Genomic DNA, 26,222 nt, shown 5'->3' on the forward strand with positions numbered 1-26,222 from the left:
GTGGTGGCTTCCTGGTTGATCCGGGTGCCCGGATACGGCAGGAAGAACTCACCCATGTCCGAGCCGAGCCGCACGGCGGCCTTGGCGTTGTTGGCTTCCGCACTGGCGTAAAGCTTCTGGTCCAGGCGGCCCATCACGATGCGGGTGTCATTGGCGACCGGTGGCGGCTGGTCGGGCAGCGGCGGCGGCCCCGTCGTCTTGCTCAACAGCGCCGAGCCGTAGTCGAGGTGGGAAGCGTCCGATTCCACCCAGCCGGGCGGAAGGACGTAGCTGAAACCGCCCACGGCGTTGGCGACCCGCCCGGCGTTCGGGTCGACGGGGGGCGGCGGCGGTGCGTTCGGGTCGACGGGCGGCGGCGGCGGCGCGTTCGGGTCGACCGGTGCCGGGGACGCGCCGGGCGCCGGGGCGGCCGGCGGCGGTGTGGTCGCGGGAGCCGCGGGGCCGGCTGCAGGAGGCGCCGTCGTTGTCGTCGGCGGGACCGGAGTCGGAACCTCCGGATCGGCGTTCGCGGCCCCCGGCAATGCGATCGTGACGGCGCTGGCACTGGTCACTGTGGCTATCGCCAGCGTCGCCCACAGGCCTTTGCGACGTGTCGAGTTGGGATCCACCTGCTCCATGGCGACGAACCTACCGTGTTACCGCTGTGACGCAAGGAGCCTTGCGGACAATTGCAGCGTCGTTTTTCCGATGTTGCCGATGCGCGACCGGGCGCCCGATTGCACCCTCAGTGCGCCGCCGGATACAACTCGACCTCGTGCGCTTTGACCGAGAACCACACCCTTTCCCCGGGCGCCAGCCGCAGCTCCGATGCGGCGTCGACCGTGATCTCCGCGGCCAGGCCGGGCGCACCGTCGGGTTGCTGCTCGCCGCGCACCAGCACCGCCGCCCCGCGGATGTCCAGCTCCGCCACCGTCACCTCGACCGTGTTGCGCGGGCTGCCGTGCGGCTCGGCTCGGACATGGGTGAGTTCTTCCTGCCGTATCCGGGCACCCGGATCAACCAGGAAGCCACCACGCTCACCGGCGCCAACGGCATCACGGGCAGCGCGTCGTACTACGAGGTCAAGTTCAGCGACGCCTCCAAGCCCAACGGCCAGATCTGGACGGGCGTGGTCGGGCTGCCCGCGACGAACGCGGGCGGACCGCCGCAACGCTGGTTCGTGGTCTGGCTCGGCACGGCCAACGACCCGGTGGACAAGGGTGCGGCCAAGGCGCTGGCCGAGTCGATCCAGCCCTGGGCGGGCCCGCCCGCGCCGGCCGCTGGAGCCCCGGCGGCTCCGGGCGCACAGCCGGCACCGGCGGCACCTCCGCCCGGAGGCCAACCTGCGCCCGCCGCCCCGGCGGCCCCGGGAGCGCCATCGCCGGCTCCCGCTCCGGCTCCGGCCGGGGAGGTAAGCCCCACCCCGGCGCCGGCACCACAGCGGACGCAGTCCACCTGACACCCTGATCGGGGCGCCGGGATGATGGGCGAACCGTCGCCGAATCCGGACCTTTTTCGTTACGCGGAGCGGGTATACCGAAGTGACGGCCCAGCAATTCGCTGGGCTTTGCCAGCGAATGCAAGGAGACCCGCATGGACGTCATGGCAGCTACCGAATATCTGGCCCGCTCAACCACGTTCACGAGCGTCGGCATCATCGGATACATCATCATCGGCGGTCTGGCCGGCGCGCTCGCCAGCAAGATCATCCGGGGCAGCGGCGCCGGGATCCTGATGGACATCGTGATCGGAATCATCGGCGCGTTGATCGGCGGCTTCATTTTGAGCTTCTTCGTCAACACCGCGGGCGGGGGCCTGATCTTCACCTTCTTCACCGCGCTGCTAGGGTCGCTGATCCTGCTCTGGATCGTCGGGATGGTGCGCAGGACGTAGACCCCAGTCAACCCGTTGCGGCCGTGGCGGTTGGCGGCATGATTGACGGATGATTGCACCGCTGTCCACCGCGGCCATGCGCGCATGGCGGGTGCGTCAACCCGGCCCCATGGACACCGCCCCGCTCGAGCAAGTCGCCTCGGAGGTGCCGCGCCCCGGGCCATCGGATTTGCTGGTCGCCGTCCGGGCCTGCGGCGTCTGCCGCACCGACCTGCACGTCACCGAGGGCGACCTGCCCGTGCATCGCGACCACGTGACGCCCGGCCACGAGGTGGTCGGGGAGGTCGTGGAAATGGGCGCGCAAGCGGGCGACGAGTTTCGAGTGGGAGACCGGGTCGGCATCGCCTGGCTACGCCACACCTGCGGGGTGTGCAAGTACTGCCGCCGCGGCGACGAGAACCTGTGCCCGCAGTCCCGCTACACCGGCTGGGACGCCGATGGTGGTTACGCCGAATTCGCCACGGTTCCCGCCGCTTTCGCGCATCCGCTGCCCGCCGGTTACAGCGACAGCGAGCTCGCGCCGCTGCTGTGCGCCGGCATCATCGGCTACCGCTCCCTGCTTCGTGCCGACCTGCCGCCAGGCGGACGGCTCGGGCTGTACGGCTTTGGCGGCAGTGCCCACATCACCGCGCAGGTCGCGTTGGCGCAGGGCGCCGAGGTGCACGTGATGACCCGCGGAGCCGAGGCGCGTGAGCTCGCCATGCAGCTCGGGGCGGCGTCGGCGCAGGGAGCGGCCGACCCGCCACCGGTGCCACTCGACGCGGCGATCCTGTTCGCGCCGGTCGGGGAGCTGGTGCTGCCCGCGCTGGAGGCCCTGGACCGCGGCGGCACCCTCGCGATCGCCGGCATCCACCTGTCCGACATCCCGGTCCTGAATTACCAGCGACACCTGTTTCAGGAGCGCCAGGTCCGCTCGGTCACGTCGAACACCCGGGCCGACGCGCGGGCGTTCCTCGACTTCGCGGGCGAGCATCACATCGAGGTGACCACACCGGAATACCCGCTGGACCAGGCGGATCGGGCGCTGGCCGACCTCAGCGCGGGCCGCATCGCCGGCGCGGCGGTGCTGCTGGTGTGAGCGCCCTCAGCTGGTCAGATGCCACACCAGGGCGGCGGCCAGCGCCCCAAGCCCGTTCAGCGACCAGTGCAACGCGATCGGCGCGATCAGGCTGCCACTGCGCCGGCGGAGCCAGCTGAAGACGAAGCCGGCCGCACCGGTGGCCAGCACCGCGCCGGTGACACCCGCCAGCATCCCCACGACGCCGCCGCCGAACAGCCGGGTGAAGCCGACGTTGCTGCTGGTCAGCCCCAGCGACGTCGCGACGTGCCACAGGCCGAACAGCAGCGAACCCGCCAACGCGACCCCGCGGAAGCCCCAGGCCCGGTGCAGCGCGCCGTGCAGCACGCCCCGAAATGCCAGCTCCTCCGGGATCACGGTTTGCAGCGGGATGATCACCATCGATGCGATCAGCGCGCCGGAGACCGTTGCGTAGCGGTGGTTGAGGAACATCGGCCGGGTCATCGGCAGCAGCACCCCGACAGCTATCACCGACGCCACGACCAGCACCGCGGCCACGGCATAGCCCAACCCCGATTTCCAGTGTTCGCGCCCCAGACCCAAATCGGCCCACTCCAGACCGTTGGCGCGCATCAGGAACACCAGGCCGACGGCGGCGGCGGGAACGACGCAGATGCCGGCCCAGGGGGTGGTGAAGTGGGCGACCAGGTTGGTCAGCACCAGCACGAGCACGACGACGGCGATGTCGAGGTGGATCCGGACCCTGTGCAGCGCCGACAGCTGCGCGAGCACCGGGTGGGTGTCAGCGATGGCGGGCGCCTCGGGCATTTGGCCAGTTTACCGGTGAGCCGCGGCGGCGTGACTCCAACGAGATGGCCGTCACGGTTGTGGTCGGCGCCCGGGGCGCGACCGTGACGGCAATCTCGGCGCGCATGTACGTCTCGCTCCCATCACTGCTCGCTCGCCTCCCAGCCTGATCGGTCGTCTCGCTCCCATCACTCACTACGTTCGTTCTGCTCGCTCGCCTCCCAGGTCCAGTTGGCGATCTGCGGGTCGTCCTCGCCGTGCTCCCGGGTGTAGATGCGCGCCGCGAGCCGGGCGTCGACCATGCGCTGGCGCAGCACCGCGGCCTTGCTGGCCAGCCCGTCCACCCGGTCGATGACGTCGATAACCAAGTGGAAGCGGTCCAGATCGTTGAGCATCACCATGTCGAAGGGTGTCGTCGTGGTGCCCCGCTCCTTGAACCCACGCACGTGGATGCGCGGGTGGTTGGTGCGCCGGTAGGTGAGCCGGTGGATTAGCCACGGGTAGCCGTGGTAGGCGAAGATCACCGGCTTGTCGCGCGTGAACAGCGCGTCGAACTCCCGGTCCGGCAAGCCGTGCGGGTGCTCGGAATCCGGCTGCAGCCGCATCAGGTCGACGACGTTGACCACCCGGACCGCGAGCTCGGGCAGTTCGCGACGCAGGATGTCGGCCGCGGCCAGGGTTTCCAGCGTCGGGATGTCGCCGGCGCAGGCCAGCACGACGTCGGGTTCGGCGGTGGCGGTGCTTGCCCACGGCCAGATGCCCACGCCGCGCGCGCAGTGCGCGATGGCCTGGTCCATGTCCAGGTAGGCCAGCGCCGGCTGCTTGCCGGCGACGATGACGTTGATGTAGTCGCGGCTGCGCAGGCAGTGGTCGGTCACCGACAGCAGCGTGTTGCCGTCCGGCGGCAGGTACACCCGGGTCAGTTCGGCCCGCTTGTTGGCGACCAGGTCGATGAAGCCGGGGTCCTGGTGCGACGCGCCGTTGTGGTCCTGGCGCCAGACGTGCGAGGAGAGCAGGTAGTTCAGCGACGCGATCGGCCGCCGCCACGGCAGCTCCAGGCTGGTGGCAAGCCACTTCGCGTGCTGGTTCAGCATCGAGTCGACGATGTGGACGAACGCCTCGTAGCAGTTGAACAGGCCGTGCCGGCCGGTCAGCAGGTAGCCCTCCAGCCAGCCCTGGCACAGGTGCTCGGAGAGCACCTCCATCACGCGGCCGTCGGGCGCGAGGTGCTCGTCGTCGGGCCCGATTTCCGAGAGCCACACCTTGTCGGTCGACCCGTAGACGGCGTCCAACCGGTTCGACGCGGTCTCGTCGGGACCCATCAGCCGGAACCGGTCGGAGTTGCGGGCGATCACGTCCCGCAGGAAGGTGCCGAGCACCCGGGTCGCCTCGTGCGTCGTGGCGGCGGGCCGCGGCACCGCGACGGCGTAGTCGCGGAAGTCCGGCAGGTCGAGGTCGTGCAGCAACAGTCCGCCGTTGGCGTGCGGGTTGGCGCTCATCCGGCGGTCACCGCTGGGCGCCAGCGCGCGCAGCTCGGCGCGCAGCCTGCCGTCGTCGTCGAATAGCTCCCCGGGCCGGTAGCTGCGCAGCCACTCCTCGAGCTGGGCGCGGTGCTGAGGGTTGTCGTGCGTCTCGGCCAGCGGGACCTGGTGCGCTCGCCAGGTGCCCTCGACCTTCTTGCCGTCCACCACCTTCGGGCCCGTCCAGCCCTTGGGGGTGCGCAGCACGATCATCGGCCACACGGGCCGCTCGGTCCCGTTGCCGGCGCGGGCCGCGCGCTGGATGGCCGCGATGTCGTCGAAGGCGTCGTCGAGGGCGGCGGCCAGCTGCTGATGGACGTTCGCCGGATCGTCACCGGCGACCGTGATGGGCCGGTAGCCGTAGCCACGTAGCAGCGCCTCGAGTTCGTCGTGCGGGATGCGCGCCAGCACCGTCGGGTTGGCGATCTTGTAGCCGTTGAGAGCCAGGATGGGCAACACCGCGCCGTCGGTGACCGGGTTGAGGAACTTGTTGGAATGCCAGCTGGCCGCCAGTGGCCCGGTTTCGGCCTCGCCGTCCCCGACCACGCAGGCCACGACCAGATCCGGGTTGTCGAAGGCCGCGCCGTAGGCATGCACCAGCGCGTAGCCGAGTTCACCGCCCTCGTGGATGGAGCCGGGCGTCTGGGCGGCGACATGGCTGGGGATGCCGCCGGGAAAAGAGAACTGCCGGAAGAGCTTTCGCAGCCCTTCGGCGTCCTGCTCGATGCCGGTGTACACCTCGCTGTAGGTGCCCTCGAGGTAGGCGTTGGCGACCAGCGCCGGGCCGCCGTGGCCGGGCCCGGTGACGTAGATGATGCTGGCGTCGCGGTCGCGGATGATCCGGTTGAGGTGCGCGTAGATCAGGTTCAGGCCCGGGGTGGTGCCCCAGTGCCCCAGCAGCCGCGGTTTGACGTGCTCGGGCGAGAGCGGTTCGGTCAGCAGGGGATTGTCCAGCAGGTAGATCTGCCCGACGGACACGTAATTGGCGGCGCGCCAATACGCGTTGATCAGGTCGAGTTCGTCGTCGGCAAGGGGAGCGGTTGTCTGGGTTTCTAGGCTCACTCAGCCGATTGTCCGCGCTTGCGGTGAACGGCGCCCGACGCGGTCGCGATCGCCGACTACTCTTCGCCGCGGGCGCGCGACTCGTAGGCCCTGCGCTGCTCGGCGTCGACGTGGTCGGTGAAGACGTGCTCGCCGCCGAGCGCGCGGTTGAGCCCCTCGGACAGCGCGCGCGGCATGAACTTCTGCGAGGCGATCAGCGCGCCGGCCGTCTTGGTGACCCGCACACGCGGCCTGGGATGCGCCACCAGGTTGACGATCGCCTCGGCGATGTCGGCCGGCTCGGCGTTCTTGATGCCCTTGGCCCCCGACGTGCCGGCGATCAGCTCGGTGTTCACGAACGTCGGCATGACGACCGAGAATTTCACGCCCGTGCTGCGGTATTCGATCCGCGCGGCGTCGGTGAACCCGATCACCGCGTGCTTGCTTGCGCAGTAGGTGGCCGCCCCGGCGATGTAGGTCTCGCCGGCGAGCGAGGCGATGTTGATGACGTGGCCGGATCCGCGGGGCACCATGCGCTGGGCTGCCAGTTTGCTGCCCAGGATCACGCCGTAGACGTTGATGTCGAGGACGCGCCGGGTGACGGCGTCCGGCTCGTCCACGATCCGGCCGAGCGGCATGATGCCGGCGTTGTTGACCAGCACGTCGACCGGGCCGAGCTGGCGCTCGACCTCGTCCAGGAAATCGGAGAACGAGTGCGGGTCGGTGACGTCGAGTTTGCCGTACACGTCCAGGCCGAGCGCGGCGCCGGATTCCTTCACCCGGACCTCGTCGACGTCGCCGATCGCCACCTTGGCACCCAGATTGTGCAACGCGGTGGCGGTGGCCAGCCCGATGCCCCGGGCGCCGCCGGTGATGACGATGACCTTGCCGCGAACCTTCAACCCGACCGATGCCGTGTCTGCCATTTCCCTACCCTCCGAATTCTTGACGGGTGTCAACAGGCGACCCGGTAAGCACAGCACTCGGCGTCGGGCTGCGCAACAACCGTGGATACTGCACCGGTGATCGAGGTGCGCGCGGCGGTCCCCGCCGATGCCGACGAGGTGGCCCGCCTGCACGTGCGGTCGTGGCGGTCGGCGTACCGCGGTCTCGTCGCCGACGAGTACCTGGACAGTCTGACCCCGGAGGCGGTGGTCGATCGGTACGCCTTCGGCCGCGTGGGGTTGCGAATGCCCTCCACCTTGGTCGCCGTCGACGGCCCCGCGATTCGCGGCTTCGCCACCGCGGGCCTGTGTCGCGACGCGGCGTTGCCGAACTTCGGTGAGCTGATGGCTCTTTACGTCGACCCGGCGCACGCGGGTGCGGGGGTGGGCACCCTGTTGCTGGGGGCGGCCCGGTACCGGCTGCGGGCGATCGGCGTGACCGGGGCCGTGTTATGGGTGCTGGACGCCAACGCCCGCGCCCGCCGGTTCTACCAACGAGGCGGCTGGCGGCTCGATGGGGCTTGCCGCACAGAGCATTTCGGTGATGAACCGGCGCGACTGGTGCGTTATCGACTCGAGCCGGTGTAGCGGCGCATCACCAACCCGTCGAGCCCGGAACCCCTTTGAACGGCCCGGTCACCCAGCTGGTGATCCAGCCGCCGTAGAAACCGCCTGGTTGGGGCAGGACGACCTCTCCATTGACCGTGCAGCGGTCGACGTTGGCGGCCATCACCGCGACCGCCCCGGCGATAGCTTCGAATCCCGGCGCCGGACTCAAATAACTCCACGCGGATTTCGGGGCCACGACCCCGCCGGCGAGCAGGTCGTAATAGGTTGCCCTGCCTTTCCATTCACACCACGAGCTCCCGGACGCCCGGCGCAGCGCGCCGTCGGCGAAAGCCTCGCGCGGGAGGTAATAGGTCGGTGGATGACTCGTCTCGAGCACCCGCCAGGCCCGCCGGGTGGAAGCGACGACTTCCCCACCCAACTCGACGGTGATGGGACCGGTGAACGGCTCGACTCTGGGCGGGCGTGGGTAGTCCCACACCGACTCCTGGCCGGGTGCGGAACGTCCGGATTCAAAACGGCTCATGTGGGTTGCCTCGACTCGTCGGTCACTTCGTACCTCCGGCCAGGCTACGACCAATCTAGGGCCAGTATTCGTTCATCGGCTGGGCGAATTTGTCGTTGTTGGTGAGGCGGGGAAGCTGGAGGGAATCTTCGATGGTGCGCAGCAGGCTGTAGTGGTTGTTGTGGCTGGTGGACACCAAATGACCTTGGCGCATACCCGAATTCGGGGACGGGATGACGATCATCGGGATGTGGTTGCCTTCGTTGCCGTTGGTCAGCGACAGGTTGTTGTAATCCTCGTCCCACGTGATGAAGATGGCGCTGCGTTGCGTCTGGAAGGCGGGCGAATTGACGATCGTCGGCAGTACCTGCCGCAGAAACTGGTCGCCGGCCTTGATGTTGTACTGATGCGATGTCAGCTGGCTGCCAACGAAGCGCAGGTTGACCGGTCCTTCCATGTTGTTGTTTTCGTCGGCGGCGAACCACACGAAGTTCGGGGTGGTGTTGGCCGAGGCGAGATCCGTGGCCAGCCGCGTCAACGGCAGCACATGCGCCTCACACCGCGGGGTGTTGGACACGATGTCGTGGAACGCGAGGAACGGTAGTTCGCCCGGGGTGTATGGGCCGCTCGACGTCTTGGCGCACGGGGTGGGCATGGACTGCTCATAGCTGGCCCACGTCTTGTTGTTCGCCTCGACGGAGTCGGCCAGGTTGGGCGCGTCGAAGCAGTTCAGTTCGCAGTTGTAGTTGGCGCCGAAGTCGGATCCGCCGAGGATCGGGTAGTAATTGGGCAGGCTCGGGTGCGTCAGGGCGAAGTAGTTGGCCCCGTAGCCGTACGAGCTGATGAGGCTGTTGATGTACGGCGCATTGGGGCTGCCCACAACGTCTTTCACGCCATGGTTTTCCATGTACACCAGGAACACGTGGTCCAGTGGCTTGACCGTCGAGTTGGGCGGCGTGGGCAGCGGCGGGGCGGGCAGCGGGGCGCCGACGGTGAACGAGAGGTTGTCGGGATACGAGTGGTTGTACGCGCCGCCCGCCCAGTGGGTGTCCTTGAAGAGGACGGTCACCCGCGCGCTGCGCGTGCCGGCCGGGATTGTCCCGGTGGTGCTGCGCTCGAACAGCTCATTCTGGAATTCCCGCTGGAACACGGAGACCGGCCCGATTTTCCCTGTGCCCAGCGGTAATTGGCTGGCGGCCAGGAAATCCACGGTGGCCGACGCCTCGGACAGCTCCAGCCTGTTGCCGCCGAGCCAGCCGCTGAACGTGTACGGCACGGTGCCGGTGTCGATGGCCGCCGCGGCACCACTGAGGTCGACGACCTGGGTGATGGTGGACGACGCCACGTTCCCGCCGCCGAAGTACTGGGCGCCGCCGTCGGGAGGCCCGTGCTGGGCGGACGGAAACGCCAGGAACTTCGGCATGGTCGGCCCGGGCGACCCGAGCGGCGAGGGCAGGCGGACCAGGGTGTTGTATTTGATGACCGTCGGCGTTCCCGTCACGGTCCAGCCGGGCATGGTCACCCCGCTGTATCCCGACAATGACGGGTCACCGAGTTCGGCGCCCGGGTTGACCAACAGGTTCGGACTCATCGGGACCAGGGCGCCCACCTTGGGGGCCGTCAACGTCGAAAGCGCAAGCAGGGCGGTCCCGGCGGCAGCGCCGGCCACACGACCAAGGCGACAGAACATTCAGGCTTCACCTCTGTGATTGGGACGCCGCGCATTTGCTCCGTCGATGGTGAGCTACGCCACGCCGCGCGCCTATGTTCTTGCGCGAATCGATACCCAGCGGTTGCCGTTTGGTGACCGAGTCGGTGAAGCCTTGTCACCGAAATCGTGTACGGCGTTCAGCTGATGGCGAGCCACACCAGGCTGGCGCCGCCGGCCAGCGCGCAGTAAACGGCGAACGGCGTCAGGGTTCGGGTCTGGAAGTACCGCGTCAGGAACCGCACGGCGAGGTAAGCGCACACGAAAGAGGCGATGCTCCCGGCGAGCACCTGGCCGCCGATCCCGGCCGCGCGGGGCCCGAACAGTTCCGGGATCTTGTACACGCCGGCGGCCAGGATGATGGGCGTCGCCAGCAAGAAGGAGAACCGCGCGGCGTCCTCGTGTGACAAGCCGCGCCACAGGCCGGCCACCATGGTGATGCCCGAGCGGCTGATGCCGGGGAGCAGGGCCAGGATTTGCGCGGCACCGATCAGGACGCCGCGGCGCAGGGGGAGTTGGGCCAGGCGGTTGTCGACGGCCTCGCCGCTGTGCGCGGGCTCTTCCCCGGCGGTTTGGTCGTGGTCGGGCGTGGGGGAGACGCGCCGGCGCAGCACCTCGCCCGCGTAGAGGGCGATGCCGTTGAGCAAAAGGAAGATCGCCGCGGGGACGGGCTTGCCGAGCGTGGTGCGGAACGTCCGCTCCAGCGCCAGCCCCGCCAGCCCGACCGGGATCGTGGCGCCCACGATCAGCCAGGCGAGCCGCTCGTCTGCGGTCTGGATGCGTCGATACCGCAACGACGACACGAATCCGGCCACGATGCGGAGCCAGTCCCGCCAGAAGAAGACCAGCAACGCGGCCGCGGTGGCCACGTGCAGGCCGACGATGAATGCGAGGTAGGGCGATTCGGGGGCGGAGACGCTCAGGTCCCGGGCCCATCGACCGCCGACCACCGCCGGCACCAACACGGCGTGCCCGAGGCTGGAGACCGGGAACAGCTCGGTGACGCCCTGGAACGCCCCAACCACCACGGCCTCGATGTAGGTCAGGTGCGCGCTCATAGTGGATGCCTCCGTCGGATCGTTTCGCCCATGGCCTCGCCGATCGGCCTGTGACGATAGCCGACGGCGGGTTGGCCCACCCAATCAGCTTGCCCAGTTGGCCTTTTGGGGGGACAACACGGGGCCGGGCCGGATCAGGCACCTGCGGGTACGGTGTGCTGATGTCCGAGGGGTTGCTCGACGCCGTGCGCGTCCTCGACTTGTCGAGCGGCAATGGTGACGCGGTGACGCGCCTGTTCGCCGACCTGGGCGCCGATGTGCTCAAGGTCGAACCGCCGACCGGAAGCCCGGCGCGCGATGCGCCGCCGACGCTCGCCGGTGCGAGCATTCCCTTCGCCGTGCACAACGCCAACAAGCGCAGCGTGGTGCTGGACCCGTTCGACGAGGACGACTGCGGTGTCTTCCTCGACCTCGCCGCGCAGGCCGACGTCGTCGTGGACGACGGCTTCTACGGGGAGGCCCCCACATTCGGGACGTCGGTCGAGGAGCTGGCCGCCCAGCATCCGCATCTGGTGGTGCTGTCGATCACCGACTTCGGGGCGACGGGCCCGCGGTCGTTGTGGCGGGCCACCGATCCGGTGCTGTACGCGATGTCCGGTTCGCTGTCGCGATCCGGTCCCACCACCGGGACCCCGGTGTTGCCGCCCGACGGAATCGCGTCGTCCACCGCCGCCGTCCAGGCGGCGTGGGCAACTCTGGTTGCCTACTACAACCGATTGCGTTGCGGCACAGGTGAATTCATCGATTTTTCGCGGTTCGACGCCGTCGTCATGTCGCTCGATCCGGCGTTCGGCGCGCACGGCCAGGTCGCCGCCGGCATCCGCCGCACGGGACAGTGGCGGGGCCGCCCGAAGAACCAGGACGCCTACCCGATCTACCCGTGCCAGGACGGGTACGTCCGGCTGTGCGTGATGGCGCCGCGCCAGTGGCGGGGCTTGCGGCGCTGGCTGGGTGAGCCGGCCGATTTCCAAGACCCGAAGTACGACGTGATCGGCGCGCGCTTCGCCGCGTGGCCGCAGATCAGCGAGTTGGTCCAGGCGCTGTTCGCCGGACAGACCATGAAGGAGCTGGTGACCGAGGGGCAGGCCCACGGCGTGCCGATCGCCGCCGTGCTGACGCCGTCGTGGGTGATGGATTCCGAGCATTTCCAGGCGGTGGATGCGGTCACTGATGCGGAGCTGGTCCCGGGGGTGCGCACCCGCGTGCCGACCGGCTACTTCCTCGTCGACGGCCACCACGCGGGTTTCCGCAGTCCGGCCCCGGCGGCGGGGCAGGACGGGCCGGGCTGGCGCGGAAACCCCGCGGTGGTGCAGTCACCGTCGGGCCGCATCGGCGACTATCCGTTTGCCGGCGTGCGCATCCTGGATCTCGGCATCATCGTGGCGGGTGGAGAGCTGAGCCGCCTGTTCGGCGACCTGGGCGCCGAGGTCATCAAGATTGAAAGCCCCGAATACCCGGACGGGCTGCGGCAGGCCCGCGCCGGCGACGCCATGAGCGAGTCGTTCGCCTGGACGCACCGCAATCACCTGGCGATGGGCCTGGATCTGCGCAGTCCCGCCGGCAAGGAGATCTTCACCCGGCTCGTCGCGGAATCCGACGCCGTCTTCGCCAACTTCAAGCCGGGAACGCTTACCGCGCTTGGCTTTTCCTACGACAACCTGCGCGCGGTGAATCCGCGCATCGTGCTCGCCGAGAGCAGCGCATACGGCGATCGGGGTCCGTGGAGCACGCGCATGGGCTACGGCCCCCTGGTTCGCGCGGCCACCGGCGTGACCCGGCTGTGGACGGGCGACGATCCGGAGGCGCACGACAGTGGCGCCCGGCACCACTTCTACGACGCGACCACGATCTTCCCGGACCACGTGGTGGGACGGATCACCGCGATCGCGGCGCTGGCCGCGCTGATCCACCGCCATCGCTCGGGCGGCGGGTCGCACGTGCACATCTCGCAGGCCGAAGCCGTCGTCAATCAACTCGACACCCTGTACGTCACCCAGGCCGCGCTGGCCGCGGGCGTGCCGCGAATCTCCGATGACACCAGCTTGCACGCCGTCTATCCGTGCGCCGGGGACGACGAATGGTGCGTGATCTCGATCGGCTCCGATGAGGAATGGCGTTGCGCCGCAGGCGTTTTCCATCACCCCGAATGGGCCGACGATCCGCGCTTCGCCACCGGCGAGGCGCGGCTGGCGAACCGGCGCGAGTTGGTCGGTTTGGTGTCGGCGTGGACCCGGACGCGCACGCCGGTGCGCGCAGCCCAACTACTGCAGTCCTCGGGGGTCGCGGCCGGACCGATGAACCGGCCGCCCGACGTGCTGGAGGACCCGCAGCTGGTCGAGCGAAAACTGTATGCCGAGATGCTGCATCCCCTCGTCGAACGCCCGCTGCCCGCGGAGACGGGCCCGGCGCCGTTCCACCACATCCCGCCGGCCCCGCAGCGCCCGGCCCCCGTGCCGGGCCAGGACACCGTCGACGTCTGCCGACGGGTGCTCGGCATGAGCCCTCCGGAGATCGACCGGCTCGCCGCCGAGGGCGTGCTGTTCGGGCCGCCGTGACGCGCGGCGAACGCGCCCCGCGCGACCCGCCGGATCGATAGCCACGCTAAGTTCGACCCATGACCGTCGACCCCAGGACACCGGTGCTGATCGGCTACGGCCAGGTCAACCACCGCGACGAGATCGACCCGGACAAGCGGTCCGTGGAGCCGATGGACCTGATGGCGGCCGCGGCCCGGCAGGCCGCCGATTCGCGGGTGATCGAGGCCGTGGATTCCATCCGCGTGGTGAACATCCTCTCGGCGCAGTACCGGGACCCTGGGCTGCTGCTCGGACAGCGGATCGGCGCGAGCGACTTCACCACCCTCTACAGCCCCGTCGGCGGCAACGTGCCGCAGTCCCTGGTCAACCAGGCATGCCTGGACATCCAGCGGGGCCGTGCCCAGGTGGTGCTGCTCGCCGGCGCCGAGACCTGGCGCACCCGCCGGGGGCTGCGGGCCCAAGGCGGCAAGCTCGAGTGGACGATCCAGGACGACTCGGTGCCGATGGCCGAGGTCAGCGGCGACGACGTCCCGATGGCCGGCGACGCGGAGATCAGGATCCGGCTGGACCGTCCGGCCTATGTCTACCCACTGTTCGAGCAGGCGCTGCGGATCGCCAACGGCGAGCCCGTCGAGCGGCACCGCAGGCGCATCGGCGAGCTGTGGGCCCGCTTCAACGCCGTCGCGGTCGACAATCCACACGCGTGGATCCGCAAGCCGGTGACCGCCGAGGAGATCTGTGAGCCCGGCCCGCAGAACAGGATGATCAGCTGGCCCTACACCAAGCTGATGAACTCCAACAACATGGTCGATCAGGGCGCCGCGCTCGTCTTGACCTCGGTGGAGCAGGCCCGGCGACTGCAGGTCCCCGCGGACCGCTGGATCTACCCGCAGGCGGGCACCGACGCGCACGACACCTCGGCCATCGCCGAGCGCGACGAGCTGCATCGTTCTCCGGCCATCCGGATCGCCGGCGGCCGCGCGCTGGAGCTGGCGGGCCTGGGCATCGACGACATCGACTATGTCGACCTGTACTCCTGCTTTCCCTCGGCCGTCCAGGTCGCGGCGGCCGAACTCGGGCTTGCCGTCGACGACCCCGCCCGCCCGCTCACGGTCACCGGGGGGCTGACGTTTGCCGGCGGCCCGTGGAGCAACTACGTGATGCACTCCATCGCCACCATGGCGGAGTTGCTGGTGGCCAACCCCGGGCGACGCGGACTGATCACCGCCAACGGCGGCTACCTGACCAAGCACAGCTTCGGCGTGTACGGCACCGAGCCGCCCACCGAATTCCGTTGGGAAGACGCGCAACCGGCGGTCGACCGCGAGCCGACTTGTGCCGGCCTGATGGAATGGGAAGGCGTCGGCAAGGTGGAGGCGTGGACGACGCCGTTCGACCGCGAGGGACGACCGGAGAAGGCCTTCCTGGCCGTGCGCACGCCCGACGGCTCGCGGACTCTGGCGGTGATTACCGATAGTGCCGCGGCGCAGGCCACGGTGCGGGAAGACATCGGCGGCGCCAAGGTTTCCGTCGCCGCAGACGGCAGCGCCGCGCTGCAATAACCGCCCTCGCCGGGTCTACTGGCGTTTGCTCAGTAACGGTCGCGTAGGTCATGCCGGCTGCCTATTGTTTAGTTTTGAGGTCGGGGGAGGTGAGCCCAGGTGCAGATCCTGGTTACCGACGCCACCGGCGCACTCGGGCGGCTGGTTGCACGGCAGCTGATCGCTGCCGGGCACACGGTCAGCGGCATTGCCGAGCGCCCGCATCCCTGCCTGGATCCCAGCGTCGAATTGGTTTGCGCATCGCTGAGCGACCCCGTCCTGCGTGAGCTCGCCGACGACGCCGACGCGGTGGTTCACCTGGCCCCGGTCGATACGACCGCGCCCGGCAGCTCCGATCTCGAGGGCCTCGCGCACGTGACCGACGTCGCCGCCCGCGCAGGCGCCCGGCTGCTGTTCGTGTCCCAGGCCGCGGGCCGGCCCGAGCTGTACCGGCCGGCCGAGGACCTGGTCGCCACCAGTTGGGGCCCCAGCCTGGTGGTCCGGATCGCCCCGCCGGTCGGCCGCCAGCTCGACTGGATGGTGTGCCGCACCGTGGCCACGCTCCTGCGCACCAAAGTCTCGGCGGAGCCGATGCGGGTGTTGCACGTCGAGGACCTGGTTCGCTTTCTGGTGGCGTCGCTGAACACCGACCGCACGGGTGTGGTGGACCTCGCCTCGCCCGACACCGTCAACGTCGTCACCGCGTGGCGCTTGCTGCGGTCCGCCGACCCGCGATCGCGGTTGAACCGGGTGCGCAGCTGGCCGCAGCTCATCCCGGACATGGACATCGCCGGGGTGCGAGAGGATTGGTCGTTCGAGTTCGGCTGGCAGGCGCTCGAAGCGGTCGCCGACACCGCCCGCGGCCTCGTCGGCCGCCAGATCGCCGCCGCGGGCGCCACCGGGCACGGTCGCCAGGTGGCCCTTCCGGTCGAGGTGGTCCCGCGCCCCGGCCCCTCTGGCGACGAGCGCAGCGCGGCGCCCGAGGGCGTCGAGGGCGAATTCGACGACCGGATCGACCCCCGCTTCCCGATCTTCAGTGCGGGCAACCTCGCCGAGGCGCTGCCCGGGCCGCTCACCCCCATCACGCTGGACGTCCAGCTGAACGGACTGCGCACGGCGAATCGGATGCTGGGCCACGTTCTGGCGCTCGGCGGCGTGGTCGGCGACGAGTGGGCAAACCGGGCCATCGCCGTGTTCGGTCACCGGCCCTACGTCGGGGTGTCGGTCAACATGGTCGCCGCCGCGCAGCTGCCCGGCTGGGACCAGGACGCCGTCGCCCGGGACGCGCTGGTGGGCCGGCCGCATGTGGGGGACCCCCTGCCGTTCGGGGAGCCCGCGCTGGCCGGCGGGGCCCTGGGGTCGATCGCCAAAGCCGTCGTCGCGGGCCGGTCGCTGGCGCTCCTGCGCCATCTCAAGTCCGACACCCGCGCTTACTGCGCGGCCGCCGAAACCGAACACCTCGACGCGGCGCAGCTGGCGTCGCTGCCCGATGCCGGCCTGGAGGTTCGGATCGGCTTGCTTCGTGACCGCATTCATCAGGGCTGGATCCTGACCGCGTTATGGCTGATCGACAGCGGTGTCACCGCGGCAGCGCTGGAGCGGAGCAACGCGGCGCGCGGTGTGCCCGGGGTGGGCATGATCATGGAAAGCAGCATCGTGGCGTCCGAAACGGCCCAGCTGGCCGCCGTGCTGCGGGCCGACCCGCCGCTGTGTGCGCTGGCCCAGGAGGGCAACCTCGCCAGCATCCGCGCGTTGTCTCCCACGACCGCGGCCGCCGTGGACGCGACCGTCGCCCGCATCGCGCATCGCGGGCCCGGTGAGGCGGAGCTGGCCAGCCGAACGTACGCCGACGACCCGACGATGCTGCTGACGGCCGCCGGGGAAGTCGCCGTGGCCGCCGCCGCGTCGACCGAGCCGGCGTCGCCGACGCTGGCCCAGCGGCTCACCACCAACGCCCGCGACTCCCGCGAGCTCGCTCATGACGCCACCCTGCGCTTCACCCATCAGCTTCGAATCACGTTGCGGGAGTTGGGTTCTCGCCGAGCCGCCGCGGACCTTTTCGACGTAGCCGAGGACGTGTACTACCTGACCTGTGACGAGCTGGTCAGCATGCCCGGCGACGCCCGGTTGCGGATCAAACGTCGCCGCGCCGAGCGGGACCGGTTGCAGGCGCAGCGCCCGCCCGAGGTCATCGACGGGGCGTGGGCCCCCGTCGACCAGATCTCCGATTAACCCAGCAGTTCGCGCAGGTACAGCGCGTTGCGCACCGCGTGGCCGCCCAGGTCGTTGTTGAAATACATCCACACGTCTTTGCCGTCGTCGCTCCACGCGATGATTCGCTCCGCCCACTCCCGCAGCTGGTCGTTGGAGTAGGAGCCGGCATAGATCGCGTCCTGATCCGGACCGTGCATGCGCACGTACACCAGATCGGTGGTGGCGCGCGGCACGCACGCCAGTCCGGCGCCGCTCATCACCACGTAGGCGGCGCGGCGCCGTTCCAGCAACTCGTAGACGCCCTCGTGGTTCCAGGACGGGTGGCGCAGCTCGACGGCCACCCGGATCGACTCCGGCACGGCCTCCAGAAAGGCGTCCAGGCGCGCGTCGTCGCGCTGCTGCTCGGGGTGCAGCTGCACGAGTAGCACCCCGCGGCGATCACCGAGCAGTTCCCAACAACGCTCGAAGCGCTCGATCCACGTGCCGAACGACGCCAGGCGACGGTAGTGCGTCAGTCCTCGATGCGCCTTGACGGACATCTTGAAGCCGTCCGGCAGCTTGTCGCGCCATCCCGCGAAGGTCGTATCCTTCGGCCACCGATAGAAGCTCGCGTTCAGCTCGACGGTGTCGAACACCTCGACGTAGCGCGCCAGCCGGCGCGCGGCGGGCAGGCCCGGCGGGTACAGCACGTCCGCCCAATGGTTGTACGACCACCCGGAGGTACCGATGCGGACGGTCAACCGGTCACCTGCCGACGCACGCCGTCGTCCAGCGACACCCTGATGAGCGCGGCGGCGAGCCTCGCATTGGCCTGCGGCGCAAGGGCTCCCAGCCTTGCCGGTTGTGCGGGCAGACCCAGTTGCTTGGCCGCGGCGGTGGCGCGGTCGTCGAAATACGGCCGCAGCCAGGTCCAGACGTCCTGCACCTCGCGCAAGAAGATGTCGGCGCCGGTGTCCCCAATTCCCTTGAACTGCTTGAGCAATCGTTTCGCCGAGGGAGCGTCGTGTTGGCTGCGTTCGGCCAGCGCGCGCAGATCGCCGGAATATTCGTCGCGCACGCGCTGGGCCATGTCGGTGAGCCGGGTGGCCGAACTTTCGTCGTAGCGCACGTAGTGGGCCCGGCCGAAGGCGTCGATCATGGTCTGCCGGTCGGCGTCCAGCACGGCCGCGGGGGTGCGCAGACCCGTCTCGAACAGCTCCCGCCCGGCCGCCATGGCGATGGCGGCATCGATCGGCTTGCTGGCCAGCATGCACACCACCAGCAGCTGAAATAACGGCATCGGCTTGTCGCCGAGCTTGATTCGCGCCTCGGCCGCGTAGGTGGTGCCGGCGACGTCGAGCAGTCGTCGCACCAGTCGCTCGCGGTTCGGCATACCCGACCACGTACCCGCACCGGGTGTCAGCAAACCGCGCCGGTCACTTGGCGGGCAGGCTGCGCGCGTAGCCGACGCCGCGCGTCACCCAGCTCTGCAGCTGGCGTTTGGTGCGCACGCCTGCGGCGCCCACCCGCACCCAGCCGCGGACGTCGCGGCCTGCCATCACCATGGGGCTGACGTGGTCTCGCTGCAGCACTTTGTCGAGGTCGTCCTTCGGGACCCTGACCAGCAGACCGCCCTGGCCGCTGACCGCCACGGACATGTTGCCGTTGACCAGGAACGCAAGGCCGCCGAACATGCGCTTCTCCTCGATGCCGTGCTCGGAGGCCACGAGCTCGCGGATTTCGTTCGCCAGGTCTTCGTCGTAGGCCATGCGGCGCGTCAGTCCAGATCCACCCGAATGGTCAGCAAGTCGCTGCCCATCAGGCGCACCACCGCGCTGTTGAGCCGCGGCAGGTCACCCAGCCGGCGCAGGGGGTCGTCGTCGGGCAGTAGATGCGCGGTGCCGCTGCGCCATTGGCCGCCGATGCGCACCCGAACGGCGGGATTGGCCTTGATGTTGCGGACGTAGTCGGAGTGTTCGCCGTGTTCGGAGACCATCCAGAACTGATTGCCGACCAGGCGCCCGCCGACGGCGGTGCGCCGCGGCCTGCCGCTCTTGCGGCCGGTGGTTTCCAAGCTGATTCCGGGCATTTGCCGGCCCACCGGGTTGACGAGCAACCGCTGCACGCGGTGGACCACTTGGCGTTTGAGACTCACGGGTCCATTCAACGCCGAGCGTGCCGCCGCTGTCACCGTGCAACGAAACAGCCGCCCCCTTTCGGGGGCGGCTGCACGTCGTTAGCTACCGGATTTTAACGCGGAGAGCCGACGTTTCCGCCGACGCTGCCGCCGGCGTTGGCACCGCCGACGGGTGTGTACGCCTGGAACCCGGTAGACGTCTGGACGCCCCACTGACCGAGGTCAGGGTTGAACACGACCGGAAGCTGGGCTCCGTCCGGGTCACCCACTGGCGGGACCCAGGTGGCCGGTAGGCCGTAGCGGCCCGGGTCGTTGTAGTGCCCCGGCGGCGGGAAGTTGTCGTGTCCCGGGGGAAGCGGGCTGCCAGGCGCGTTGCAGTTGACGCCCGGCGCGCCGGGGTTACAGATCGGCTGTCCCGGCACATGCTGGCCCGGCAGGTCATCCCGGTCGCCGCCCGGGACGTTCGGACCCGGAATGCCCGGATTCGGCACATTCGGGCCATCCGGGCCGGCTTGTGCGATGCCGGCGCCGATGCCGAGCGCCGCGGACGTAATGGTTCCGGCCATGATTGTGCCGGCTGTGATTTTGCTCAGATTCATCAGTGAACCCCCTTGTCGAGCAGTTTGGCTGCCTGAACAGCAGCTGAACCAATTGACTTGGTGATTCGCTCACCCCACCGCCCTCATCGGGCAGTCGAACCTCCAACCCCGCAGATACCCGGGTGTCGGACGTCGAAAACCTCTTCGCCGTATTTGCTGGCCTCACGCAGGCCGGGGGGCGGGAACGCCGACGGCGCGCAACACCCATTCACGCGGGACCGAGAAACTCAGCGACCGACGGGGGAGGGTGGTCAGCACCGGCTCCGGAATCGCCGTCTTGTAGTGCAGCGACAGCGGACCCGAGAAGGCGGGATCGACCTGGCCGACGTCGACGTTGACCGCTATTCCGGTCGACGAGATCTCGGCTCCAACCGGGCCCTCCTGCGGAGCATCCCAGCGCTGGTCGATGGCCCGCCCGGCGAGCTTGGGCACCGTGGACAGCGTGCCGAGCACCCGCTGGGAGGTGAGCACGAGGGAGCCGACGTAACTGCGGACGCTGCCCTTGGAAACGAGCCCCGGCACCGAGCCGCCGAACCGGAAGGTGACGGGGACGTATTCGGCCAGCAGGAGGATCCCCTCCGGTTCGACCTCTGCTCTCATGTCGGCGGGAAGGTTGCCAATGCGTAGCAACCTTCGCAAGATCACAGCCATTCACGGACCTTAACGCGGTTGGCCGGGATGCGCGCGAGTTTGCTGCGCATCCCGGCCAAGCTCAGCTCAAGCGGCGGCCGTCGCGGTCTGCGCGACCGGTTCCAGCGCCTGAGCAACGATGTCGGCGACATCGGTCATCGGCCGCACGTTGAGCGCGCCGAGCACCTCGGCCGGCACGTCATCCAGATCCGGCTCGTTGCGCGACGGGATGAAGACGGTCGAGAGGCCGGCCCGCTGGGCCGCCAGCAACTTCTGCTTCACGCCGCCGATCGGCAACACCCGGCCGTTCAGCGTGACCTCGCCGGTCATGCCGACATCTGAGCGGACCTGCCGTCCGGTGGCCATCGACACCAGGGCGGTCACCATGGTGACGCCGGCCGACGGGCCGTCCTTGGGCACCGCGCCGGCGGGCACGTGGACGTGAATGCGCCGGTCCAGGGCCTTGGGGTCGACGCCCAGCTCGGTGGCGTGGGAGCGCACGTAGGACAGCGCGATCTGCGCCGACTCCTTCATCACGTCACCCAACTGACCGGTGAGCTGCAAGCCCGCCTCGCCGTCCGTTGCGCCGGCTTCGATGTAGAGCACGTCGCCGCCCAGGCCCGTGACGGCCAGGCCGGTGGCCACGCCCGGCACGGCCGTGCGTTCGGCCGATTCCGGGGTGAACCGCGGACGACCCAGGTAGTCGACCAGATCCGGCTCGTCGATCGTGATCGGCTCGGGGGCCTCGGCCAGCTTGGTGGTCACCTTGCGGAGTGCCTTGGCCAGCAGCCGCTCGAACTGCCGCACGCCGGGCTCCCGCGTGTAATCGGCGGCGATCTTGCGCAACGCGGCGTCGGTCAGCGTCACCTCGTCCTCGGTCAGCGCCGCCCGCTCCCGCTGCCGTGGCAGCAGGTAGTCCCGCGCGATGGCGACCTTGTCGTCCTCGGTGTAGCCGTCGATAGCCACCAGCTCCATGCGGTCCAGCAGGGCCGACGGGATGTTCTCGATCACGTTGGCGGTGGCCAGGAACACCACATCGGACAGGTCCAGGTCCAGATCCAGGTAGTGGTCGCGGAACGTGTGGTTCTGCGCCGGGTCGAGCACCTCGAGCAGCGCAGCGCTCGGGTCGCCCCGATAGTCGGATCCGACCTTGTCGATTTCGTCCAGCAGCACAACGGGATTCATGGTCCCGGCCTCGCCGATCGCCCGCACGATCCGGCCCGGCAGCGCGCCCACATAGGTGCGGCGGTGTCCGCGGATCTCGGCCTCGTCGCGCACACCGCCCAGGGCGACGCGCACGAACTTGCGGCCCAGCGCCCTGGCGACGCTCTCGCCCAGCGACGTCTTGCCGACGCCGGGGGGACCGGCCAGCACCATCACCGCGCCGGAGCCGCGGCCGCCGACCACCTGCAGCCCGCGCTGAGCGCGGCGGGCCCGCACGGCCAGGTACTCGACGATGCGGTCTTTGACGTCGTCCAGCCCGTGGTGGTCGGCGTCCAGAACGCCGCGCGCGGCCTTCAGATCCGTCGAGTCCTCGGTCCTGACGTTCCAGGGCAGGTCGAGCACGGTGTCCAGCCAGGTGCGGATCCAGCCGCTCTCCGGGCTCTGGTCGCTTGACCGTTCCAGCTTGCCGACCTCACGCAGCGCGGCCTCCCGCACCTTCTCGGGCAACTCCGCGGCCTCGACACGCGCCCGGTAGTCATCGGAGCCGTCGGGCTCGCCTTCCCCGAGTTCCTTGCGGATGGCCGCCAGCTGCTGGCGCAGCAGGAACTCCTTCTGCGTTTTCTCCATGCCCTCGCGCACGTCCTCGGCGATCTTGTCGTTGACCTCGACCTCCGCCAGGTGGGCGCTGGTCCAGTCGATCAGGACCCGCAACCGCTCGGCGACGTCGACGGTCTCGACCAGCTGCCGCTTCTGCTCGCTGGACAGGTAGGACGCGTACCCGGAGGTGTCCGCCAGGGCCGACGGGTCGGTCAGCCGGTTGACGTAGTCGATGATCTCCCAGGCCTCGCGCCGCTGCAGCATGGCCAGCAGCAGCTTCTTGTACTCCGCTGTCAGCGCCTTGATCTCGTCCGTCGTCTCCGCCTCGGGGACCTCGGTCACCTCGACCCACAGCGCCGCGCCGGGCCCGGACGCTCCGGTCCCGATCTGCGCCCTGCGTTCGCCGCGGACCACGGCCGCGGTGCCCCCGCCCGCGATGCGGCCGACCTGCAGGATCTTCGCGATCACACCGTGCGACGGGTAGCGGTCGTCGAGCCGGGGCGCGATCAGCAGCTGCCCCGATTCGCTCGCCTGAGCGGCGTCGATCGCCGCGCGCGCGGTGTCGTCGAGCGCGATCGGCACGACCATTCCGGGCAACACGATGGTGTCAGTGACGAACAGCACCGGCACCGATTTGGCTTCAGCCATCAATCCTCCAAAATCTGAGTCTGATGCGCTCAACCCAGCCCGGTGCCGGTTTGTTCCCGGGCGTGGTTTCGCCACGAGCGTGCGGCCAGCCGCACGTTCGGGACGCGGGTGCGCCGCCGTTACGCTGGCGGCGAAATGGGCCCGAACCGCCGCAATTGGGTCACGTGCTGTGGCGAAAGCTCTTCGAGGCAGGTGACACCGAGAAGCCCCATCGTCCGGATGATCCCGCTCTGGAGGATCTCGATGGCGCGGGTCACCCCCGCCTCGCCACCGGCCATCAGCCCGTACAGGTAGGCGCGCCCGATCAGCGTGCACCGCGCACCCAGCGCGATCGCCGCGACGATGTCGGCGCCCGACATGATGCCGGTGTCGACCAGGATCTCGGTGTGCTTGCCCAGCTCACGGGCCACGGTGGGCAGCAGGTGAAAGGGTACCGGGGCCCGATCCAGTTGCCGCCCCCCATGATTCGACAAGACGAGGCCGTCGACGCCGCGATCGACGACGGCGCGGGCGTCCTCGAGCGTCTGGATGCCCTTGACCACCAACTTGCCCGGCCACTGAGCCTTGATCCACTCGAGGTCGTCGAAGGTCAGGCTGGGGTCGAACATCGTGCTGAGGTACTCGCCGACGGTGCCCGACCAGCGATCCAGCGATGCGAAGGACAGCGGCTCGGTGGTCAGCAGGTCGAACCACCACTTCGGGTGCGGCACCGCGTCCAGCACGGTGCGCAGCGTCAGCGTCGGCGGGATGGTCATTCCGTTGCGGTTGTCACGTAGCCGCGCGCCCGCGACCGGGACGTCGACGGTGGCCAGCAGGGTGTCGAACCCCGCGTCGGCCGCGCGCTTCACCAGCGCCATCGAGCGGTCGCGGTCGCGCCACATGTAAAGCTGAAACCACTTGCGCCCCTGGGGAACAGCGGTCACCAGGTCTTCGATCGCCGTGGTGCCCAGCGTGGAGAGCGAGAACGGGATCCCCGCCCGCGCGGCCGCCCGGGCGCCGGCGATCTCGCCCTCGGTGTGCATCAGCCGGGTGAATCCGGTGGGCGCGATGCCGAACGGCAGCACGACCGGTTGACCGAGGACGTTCCATCCGGCGGTCACATTGGAGACGTCGCGCAGGATGGTCGGGTGAAACTCGATGTCGCGGAAAGCCTGTCGGGCCCGCGCGATGGACAGCTCGTCGTCGGCGGCCCCGTCGGTGTAGTCGAATGCCGCCTTGGGCGTGCGCCGTTTGGCGATGCGTCGCAGATCGTAAATGGTGTACGCGGCGTCGAGGCGGCGCTTGGTCGCGTCGAACTGCGGACGCTTGAACTTGATCAGCGGCGCGAGGTCGCGCACCTTGGGCACTCGTCGTCGGACGGCCTTCCGTCTTTTCAATTCCACAGTGTGCAACCGTAGTCACATGGAACCGGAGAGCGACCCCTTCGACCTCCAGCGCTTCATCGACGCGCAGGCCCCGGTGTACCGCAACGTGGTCGAAGAGCTGCGGTCCGGGCGGAAACGCAGCCACTGGATGTGGTTCGTCTTCCCGCAGTTGCGCGGTCTGGGCGGCAGCCCCACCGCGGTGCACTACGGCATCTCGTCGCTCGACGAGGCCCGCGCGTACCTGCGCCACGATCTGCTCGGGCCGCGACTGCGCGAATGCGCGCGGCTGGTCAACGAGGTGCAGGGCCGATCGGTCGGCGACATTTTCGGCTCGCCCGACGACCTCAAACTTCGCTCGTCGATGACGCTGTTCGCACACGCGACGGAAGAAAACGAGGATTTCGTCGCGCTGCTCGACAAGTACTACGACGGCCGGCAGGACCGTCTCACGCTGGAGCGCCTAGCCCGAGCTTAGGATCCGCCAGCCGTGCGGCTCGACGACCACCGCGTCGAGGACCTCCTGGGGCGGCGCGGCGGACCCGCCGATGACCCGCCGGTGGGCGGTGCCCAGCTCCGAGGCCGCCACCCGCATCGGTTCGTCGCCGATGTTGAGCGCGACCAGCAGCGCGTCGTCGCCGCTGCGGGTCTCGTAGATGTAGTGCCGGTTTTCCAGCCGCAGCGCGCTCGTCGTCGCCCGGTGCAGCCACGGGTGGCGGCGGCGCAACCCTACGAGGAACTGGTGCAACGCCCACATATCGGTGCCGAACCTATCCAGTTGCATTGGGGGCGAGCCGAATTCGGGTCGCACGGCATCGTCGCCGCCGTAACGTTCTTCCTTGACGCCGCGGAAGCCCAATTCGTCGCCCGCGTACACGCTGGGCACGCCGCCGACGGTCAGCAGGATCACCAGCGCGTGCGCGACGTGCTCAGGACGTTCGAGGCGGCTGGCGATGCGGGTGACGTCGTGGTTGCCGATGAAGGTCAGCGGTGCGAAGCCGGCCAGGAACTCGGCGTGCCGCTGCAACGCCCAGTCCAACTCGAAGAAGTTGCCGTCGTTGAGGCTGCTCCAGATCGCCTTCCACAGCTCGTATTGGGTGGCCGAGTCGAACGTGGCGGCGCGCACCACCGCGGCGTAGTCGCCGTGGATGAGCTCACCGACGAACCAGGAATCCGGGAAGCGCTCGCGAACCCGCGGCAGCGTGGCCGCCCAAAAGCGTTCCGGCACCGTGTAAGCCGCGTCGAGGCGCCAGCCGTCGGCGCCGCGCCCCAGCCAGTGCGCCATCACATCCGCGGTGTAGTCGACGACCTCGGGGTTGTCGTGGTTGAGCGTGATCAGCTCGGAGTGGCCCTCGAAGGTGTGAAAGGCGCCGGGGCGTCCGCGGAACCAGCGCGCGGCCGCGTCATCGTGCGAAGCCTCCTGGTAGCGCGGGAAATCCACGCCGACGTGGTTGAACACGCCGTCGAGCAGGATGCGCAGGCCGCGGCGGCGGGCCTCGGCGACGAGGTGGTCGAAATCGGCGTCGTCACCCAGCCGCGGGTCAATGCGGTAATGGTCGGTGGTGTCGTAACCGTGTGTGCGCGAGGCGAATATCGGCCCCAGCGCAACGCCCGACGCCCCCAGGGCGATGGCGTGGTCGAACCAGTCGACGAGCCGCCGCAGCCGGTGTTCGCCCGGTTGCGGCGGCTCCGACGACGCGGGAAAGGCGCCGACGAACCCCAGCGGATAGACCTGCCACCAGATCGCGTGTTCTACCCAGGCTGGTTCCGTCACC

Annotated in this window: 23 protein-coding genes and 2 pseudogenes; 8 read left to right on the forward strand and 17 right to left on the reverse strand. The window is 69.4% G+C overall.

All coding sequences use genetic code 11. The features are described 5' to 3' along the window. Together A9X05_RS00330 and A9X05_RS29080 are read right to left on the reverse strand one after the other, a co-directional pair. The coding region (locus A9X05_RS00330; RefSeq protein ID WP_231978196.1) for an alanine and proline-rich secreted protein Apa at positions 1–617 on the reverse strand (617 nt) is incomplete at its 3' end. Between the two features lie 107 nt (positions 618–724). Beyond that, positions 725–946, reverse strand: a pseudogene (locus A9X05_RS29080) (TOBE domain-containing protein); the annotation flags it as partial. Here A9X05_RS29080 and A9X05_RS00335 point away from each other — a divergent pair. The 3 genes and pseudogenes from A9X05_RS00335 to A9X05_RS00345 form a co-directional block, all read left to right on the forward strand. Beyond that, positions 929–1,438 (forward strand): annotated as a pseudogene (locus A9X05_RS00335) (APA family fibronectin-binding glycoprotein); the annotation flags it as partial. The pseudogenes A9X05_RS29080 and A9X05_RS00335 sit on opposite strands and share 18 nt — an antisense overlap. A gap of 134 nt (positions 1,439–1,572) precedes the next feature. Next, positions 1,573–1,872 carry a GlsB/YeaQ/YmgE family stress response membrane protein gene (locus A9X05_RS00340; protein WP_067760758.1) on the forward strand — a complete coding sequence of 100 codons (300 nt, stop codon included), beginning with the start codon at positions 1,573–1,575 and terminating at the stop codon, positions 1,870–1,872. A gap of 49 nt (positions 1,873–1,921) precedes the next feature. Then, a complete protein-coding gene (locus tag A9X05_RS00345) occupies positions 1,922–2,950 on the forward strand; it encodes a zinc-binding alcohol dehydrogenase family protein (RefSeq protein ID WP_067760760.1) in 1,029 nt (342 codons plus the stop codon). Positions 2,951–2,956: 6 nt separating this feature from the next. Here the strand turns inward: A9X05_RS00345 and A9X05_RS00350 are convergent, their stop codons facing one another. The 3 genes from A9X05_RS00350 to A9X05_RS00360 all read right to left on the reverse strand — a co-directional run bounded on the left by A9X05_RS00350 (position 2,957) and on the right by A9X05_RS00360 (position 7,184). After that, positions 2,957–3,718 carry a CPBP family intramembrane glutamic endopeptidase gene (locus A9X05_RS00350; protein ID WP_067760762.1) on the reverse strand — a complete coding sequence of 254 codons (762 nt, stop codon included), beginning with the start codon at positions 3,716–3,718 and terminating at the stop codon, positions 2,957–2,959. A 167-nt stretch (positions 3,719–3,885) separates the two neighbouring features. After that, positions 3,886–6,279: a phosphoketolase gene (locus A9X05_RS00355; RefSeq protein WP_067760764.1), complete on the reverse strand. Its 2,394-nt coding sequence runs from the start codon at positions 6,277–6,279 to the stop codon at positions 3,886–3,888. Between the two features lie 56 nt (positions 6,280–6,335). Next, positions 6,336–7,184: an SDR family oxidoreductase gene (locus A9X05_RS00360; protein WP_067760766.1), complete on the reverse strand. Its 849-nt coding sequence runs from the start codon at positions 7,182–7,184 to the stop codon at positions 6,336–6,338. Between the two features lie 96 nt (positions 7,185–7,280). Here A9X05_RS00360 and A9X05_RS00365 point away from each other — a divergent pair, with 96 nt between their 5' ends. Then, positions 7,281–7,790 carry a GNAT family N-acetyltransferase gene (locus tag A9X05_RS00365; RefSeq protein ID WP_067778389.1) on the forward strand — a complete coding sequence of 170 codons (510 nt, stop codon included), beginning with the start codon at positions 7,281–7,283 and terminating at the stop codon, positions 7,788–7,790. 7 nt (positions 7,791–7,797) lie between these two features. Here A9X05_RS00365 and A9X05_RS00370 read toward each other — a convergent pair whose 3' ends face one another. The 3 genes from A9X05_RS00370 to A9X05_RS00380 form a co-directional block, all read right to left on the reverse strand. Next, on the reverse strand, positions 7,798–8,295 hold the full coding sequence (locus tag A9X05_RS00370) for a DUF427 domain-containing protein (RefSeq protein WP_067760771.1): 498 nt from the start codon (positions 8,293–8,295) through the stop codon (positions 7,798–7,800). Positions 8,296–8,350: 55 nt separating this feature from the next. Continuing rightward, positions 8,351–9,943: an alkaline phosphatase family protein gene (locus A9X05_RS00375; protein ID WP_231978198.1), complete on the reverse strand. Its 1,593-nt coding sequence runs from the start codon at positions 9,941–9,943 to the stop codon at positions 8,351–8,353. Positions 9,944–10,122: 179 nt separating this feature from the next. Continuing rightward, a complete protein-coding gene (locus tag A9X05_RS00380; protein ID WP_067760775.1) occupies positions 10,123–11,040 on the reverse strand; it encodes an undecaprenyl-diphosphate phosphatase in 918 nt (305 codons plus the stop codon). A 155-nt stretch (positions 11,041–11,195) separates the two neighbouring features. On the opposite strand from A9X05_RS00380, the gene A9X05_RS00385 reads away from it, so the two are divergent. From A9X05_RS00385 to A9X05_RS00395, 3 genes are all read left to right on the forward strand, one after another. Next, positions 11,196–13,595 (forward strand): CaiB/BaiF CoA-transferase family protein, encoded by a 2,400-nt coding sequence (locus A9X05_RS00385; RefSeq protein WP_067778393.1) that lies wholly within the window; start codon positions 11,196–11,198, stop codon positions 13,593–13,595. Positions 13,596–13,654: 59 nt separating this feature from the next. After that, positions 13,655–15,139: an acetyl-CoA acetyltransferase gene (locus A9X05_RS00390; protein WP_067778395.1), complete on the forward strand. Its 1,485-nt coding sequence runs from the start codon at positions 13,655–13,657 to the stop codon at positions 15,137–15,139. A 99-nt stretch (positions 15,140–15,238) separates the two neighbouring features. Continuing rightward, positions 15,239–17,350 carry an NAD(P)H-binding protein gene (locus tag A9X05_RS00395; RefSeq protein ID WP_067778397.1) on the forward strand — a complete coding sequence of 704 codons (2,112 nt, stop codon included), beginning with the start codon at positions 15,239–15,241 and terminating at the stop codon, positions 17,348–17,350. Here A9X05_RS00395 and A9X05_RS00400 read toward each other — a convergent pair. The 8 genes from A9X05_RS00400 to A9X05_RS00435 form a co-directional block, all read right to left on the reverse strand. Beyond that, complete coding sequence (locus A9X05_RS00400; RefSeq protein WP_067760783.1) at positions 17,347–18,072, reverse strand: DUF72 domain-containing protein; 726 nt, start codon at positions 18,070–18,072, stop codon at positions 17,347–17,349. The two genes, A9X05_RS00395 and A9X05_RS00400, sit on opposite strands and share 4 nt — an antisense overlap. Beyond that, positions 18,069–18,704, reverse strand: coding sequence for an endonuclease (locus tag A9X05_RS00405; RefSeq protein WP_067760785.1), 636 nt, complete (start codon positions 18,702–18,704; stop codon positions 18,069–18,071). Before A9X05_RS00405 ends, A9X05_RS00400 begins: the two co-directional genes overlap by 4 nt. 43 nt (positions 18,705–18,747) lie before the next feature. Further along, positions 18,748–19,080, reverse strand: a complete 333-nt coding sequence (locus tag A9X05_RS00410; RefSeq protein ID WP_067760787.1) for a TfoX/Sxy family protein — start codon at positions 19,078–19,080, stop codon at positions 18,748–18,750. 8 nt (positions 19,081–19,088) lie between these two features. Next, on the reverse strand, positions 19,089–19,478 hold the full coding sequence (locus A9X05_RS00415) for a nitroreductase family deazaflavin-dependent oxidoreductase (protein ID WP_156670265.1): 390 nt from the start codon (positions 19,476–19,478) through the stop codon (positions 19,089–19,091). Between the two features lie 83 nt (positions 19,479–19,561). Further along, the gene (locus A9X05_RS31865; RefSeq protein ID WP_067760795.1) at positions 19,562–20,047 is read right to left on the reverse strand and encodes a hypothetical protein; all 486 of its coding nucleotides are present in this window, start codon (positions 20,045–20,047) and stop codon (positions 19,562–19,564) included. A 162-nt stretch (positions 20,048–20,209) separates the two neighbouring features. Next, on the reverse strand, positions 20,210–20,698 hold the full coding sequence (locus A9X05_RS00425; RefSeq protein ID WP_067778398.1) for a hypothetical protein: 489 nt from the start codon (positions 20,696–20,698) through the stop codon (positions 20,210–20,212). A gap of 66 nt (positions 20,699–20,764) precedes the next feature. After that, positions 20,765–23,086 (reverse strand): endopeptidase La, encoded by a 2,322-nt coding sequence (gene lon / locus A9X05_RS00430; RefSeq protein WP_067760799.1) that lies wholly within the window; start codon positions 23,084–23,086, stop codon positions 20,765–20,767. Positions 23,087–23,205: 119 nt separating this feature from the next. After that, positions 23,206–24,462: an alpha-hydroxy acid oxidase gene (locus A9X05_RS00435; protein ID WP_197498851.1), complete on the reverse strand. Its 1,257-nt coding sequence runs from the start codon at positions 24,460–24,462 to the stop codon at positions 23,206–23,208. A 25-nt stretch (positions 24,463–24,487) separates the two neighbouring features. Between A9X05_RS00435 and A9X05_RS00440 the strand changes: the two genes are divergently transcribed. Beyond that, positions 24,488–24,925, forward strand: a complete 438-nt coding sequence (locus A9X05_RS00440) for a DUF1810 domain-containing protein (RefSeq protein WP_067750005.1) — start codon at positions 24,488–24,490, stop codon at positions 24,923–24,925. Here A9X05_RS00440 and A9X05_RS00445 read toward each other — a convergent pair. After that, complete coding sequence (locus A9X05_RS00445; RefSeq protein WP_067750007.1) at positions 24,911–26,221, reverse strand: alpha-amylase family protein; 1,311 nt, start codon at positions 26,219–26,221, stop codon at positions 24,911–24,913. The two genes, A9X05_RS00440 and A9X05_RS00445, sit on opposite strands and share 15 nt — an antisense overlap. Position 26,222: the final 1 nt, after the last annotated feature.

This window comes from Mycobacterium sp. E3298 (assembly GCF_001666895.1).
Classification (GTDB): domain Bacteria; phylum Actinomycetota; class Actinomycetes; order Mycobacteriales; family Mycobacteriaceae; genus Mycobacterium.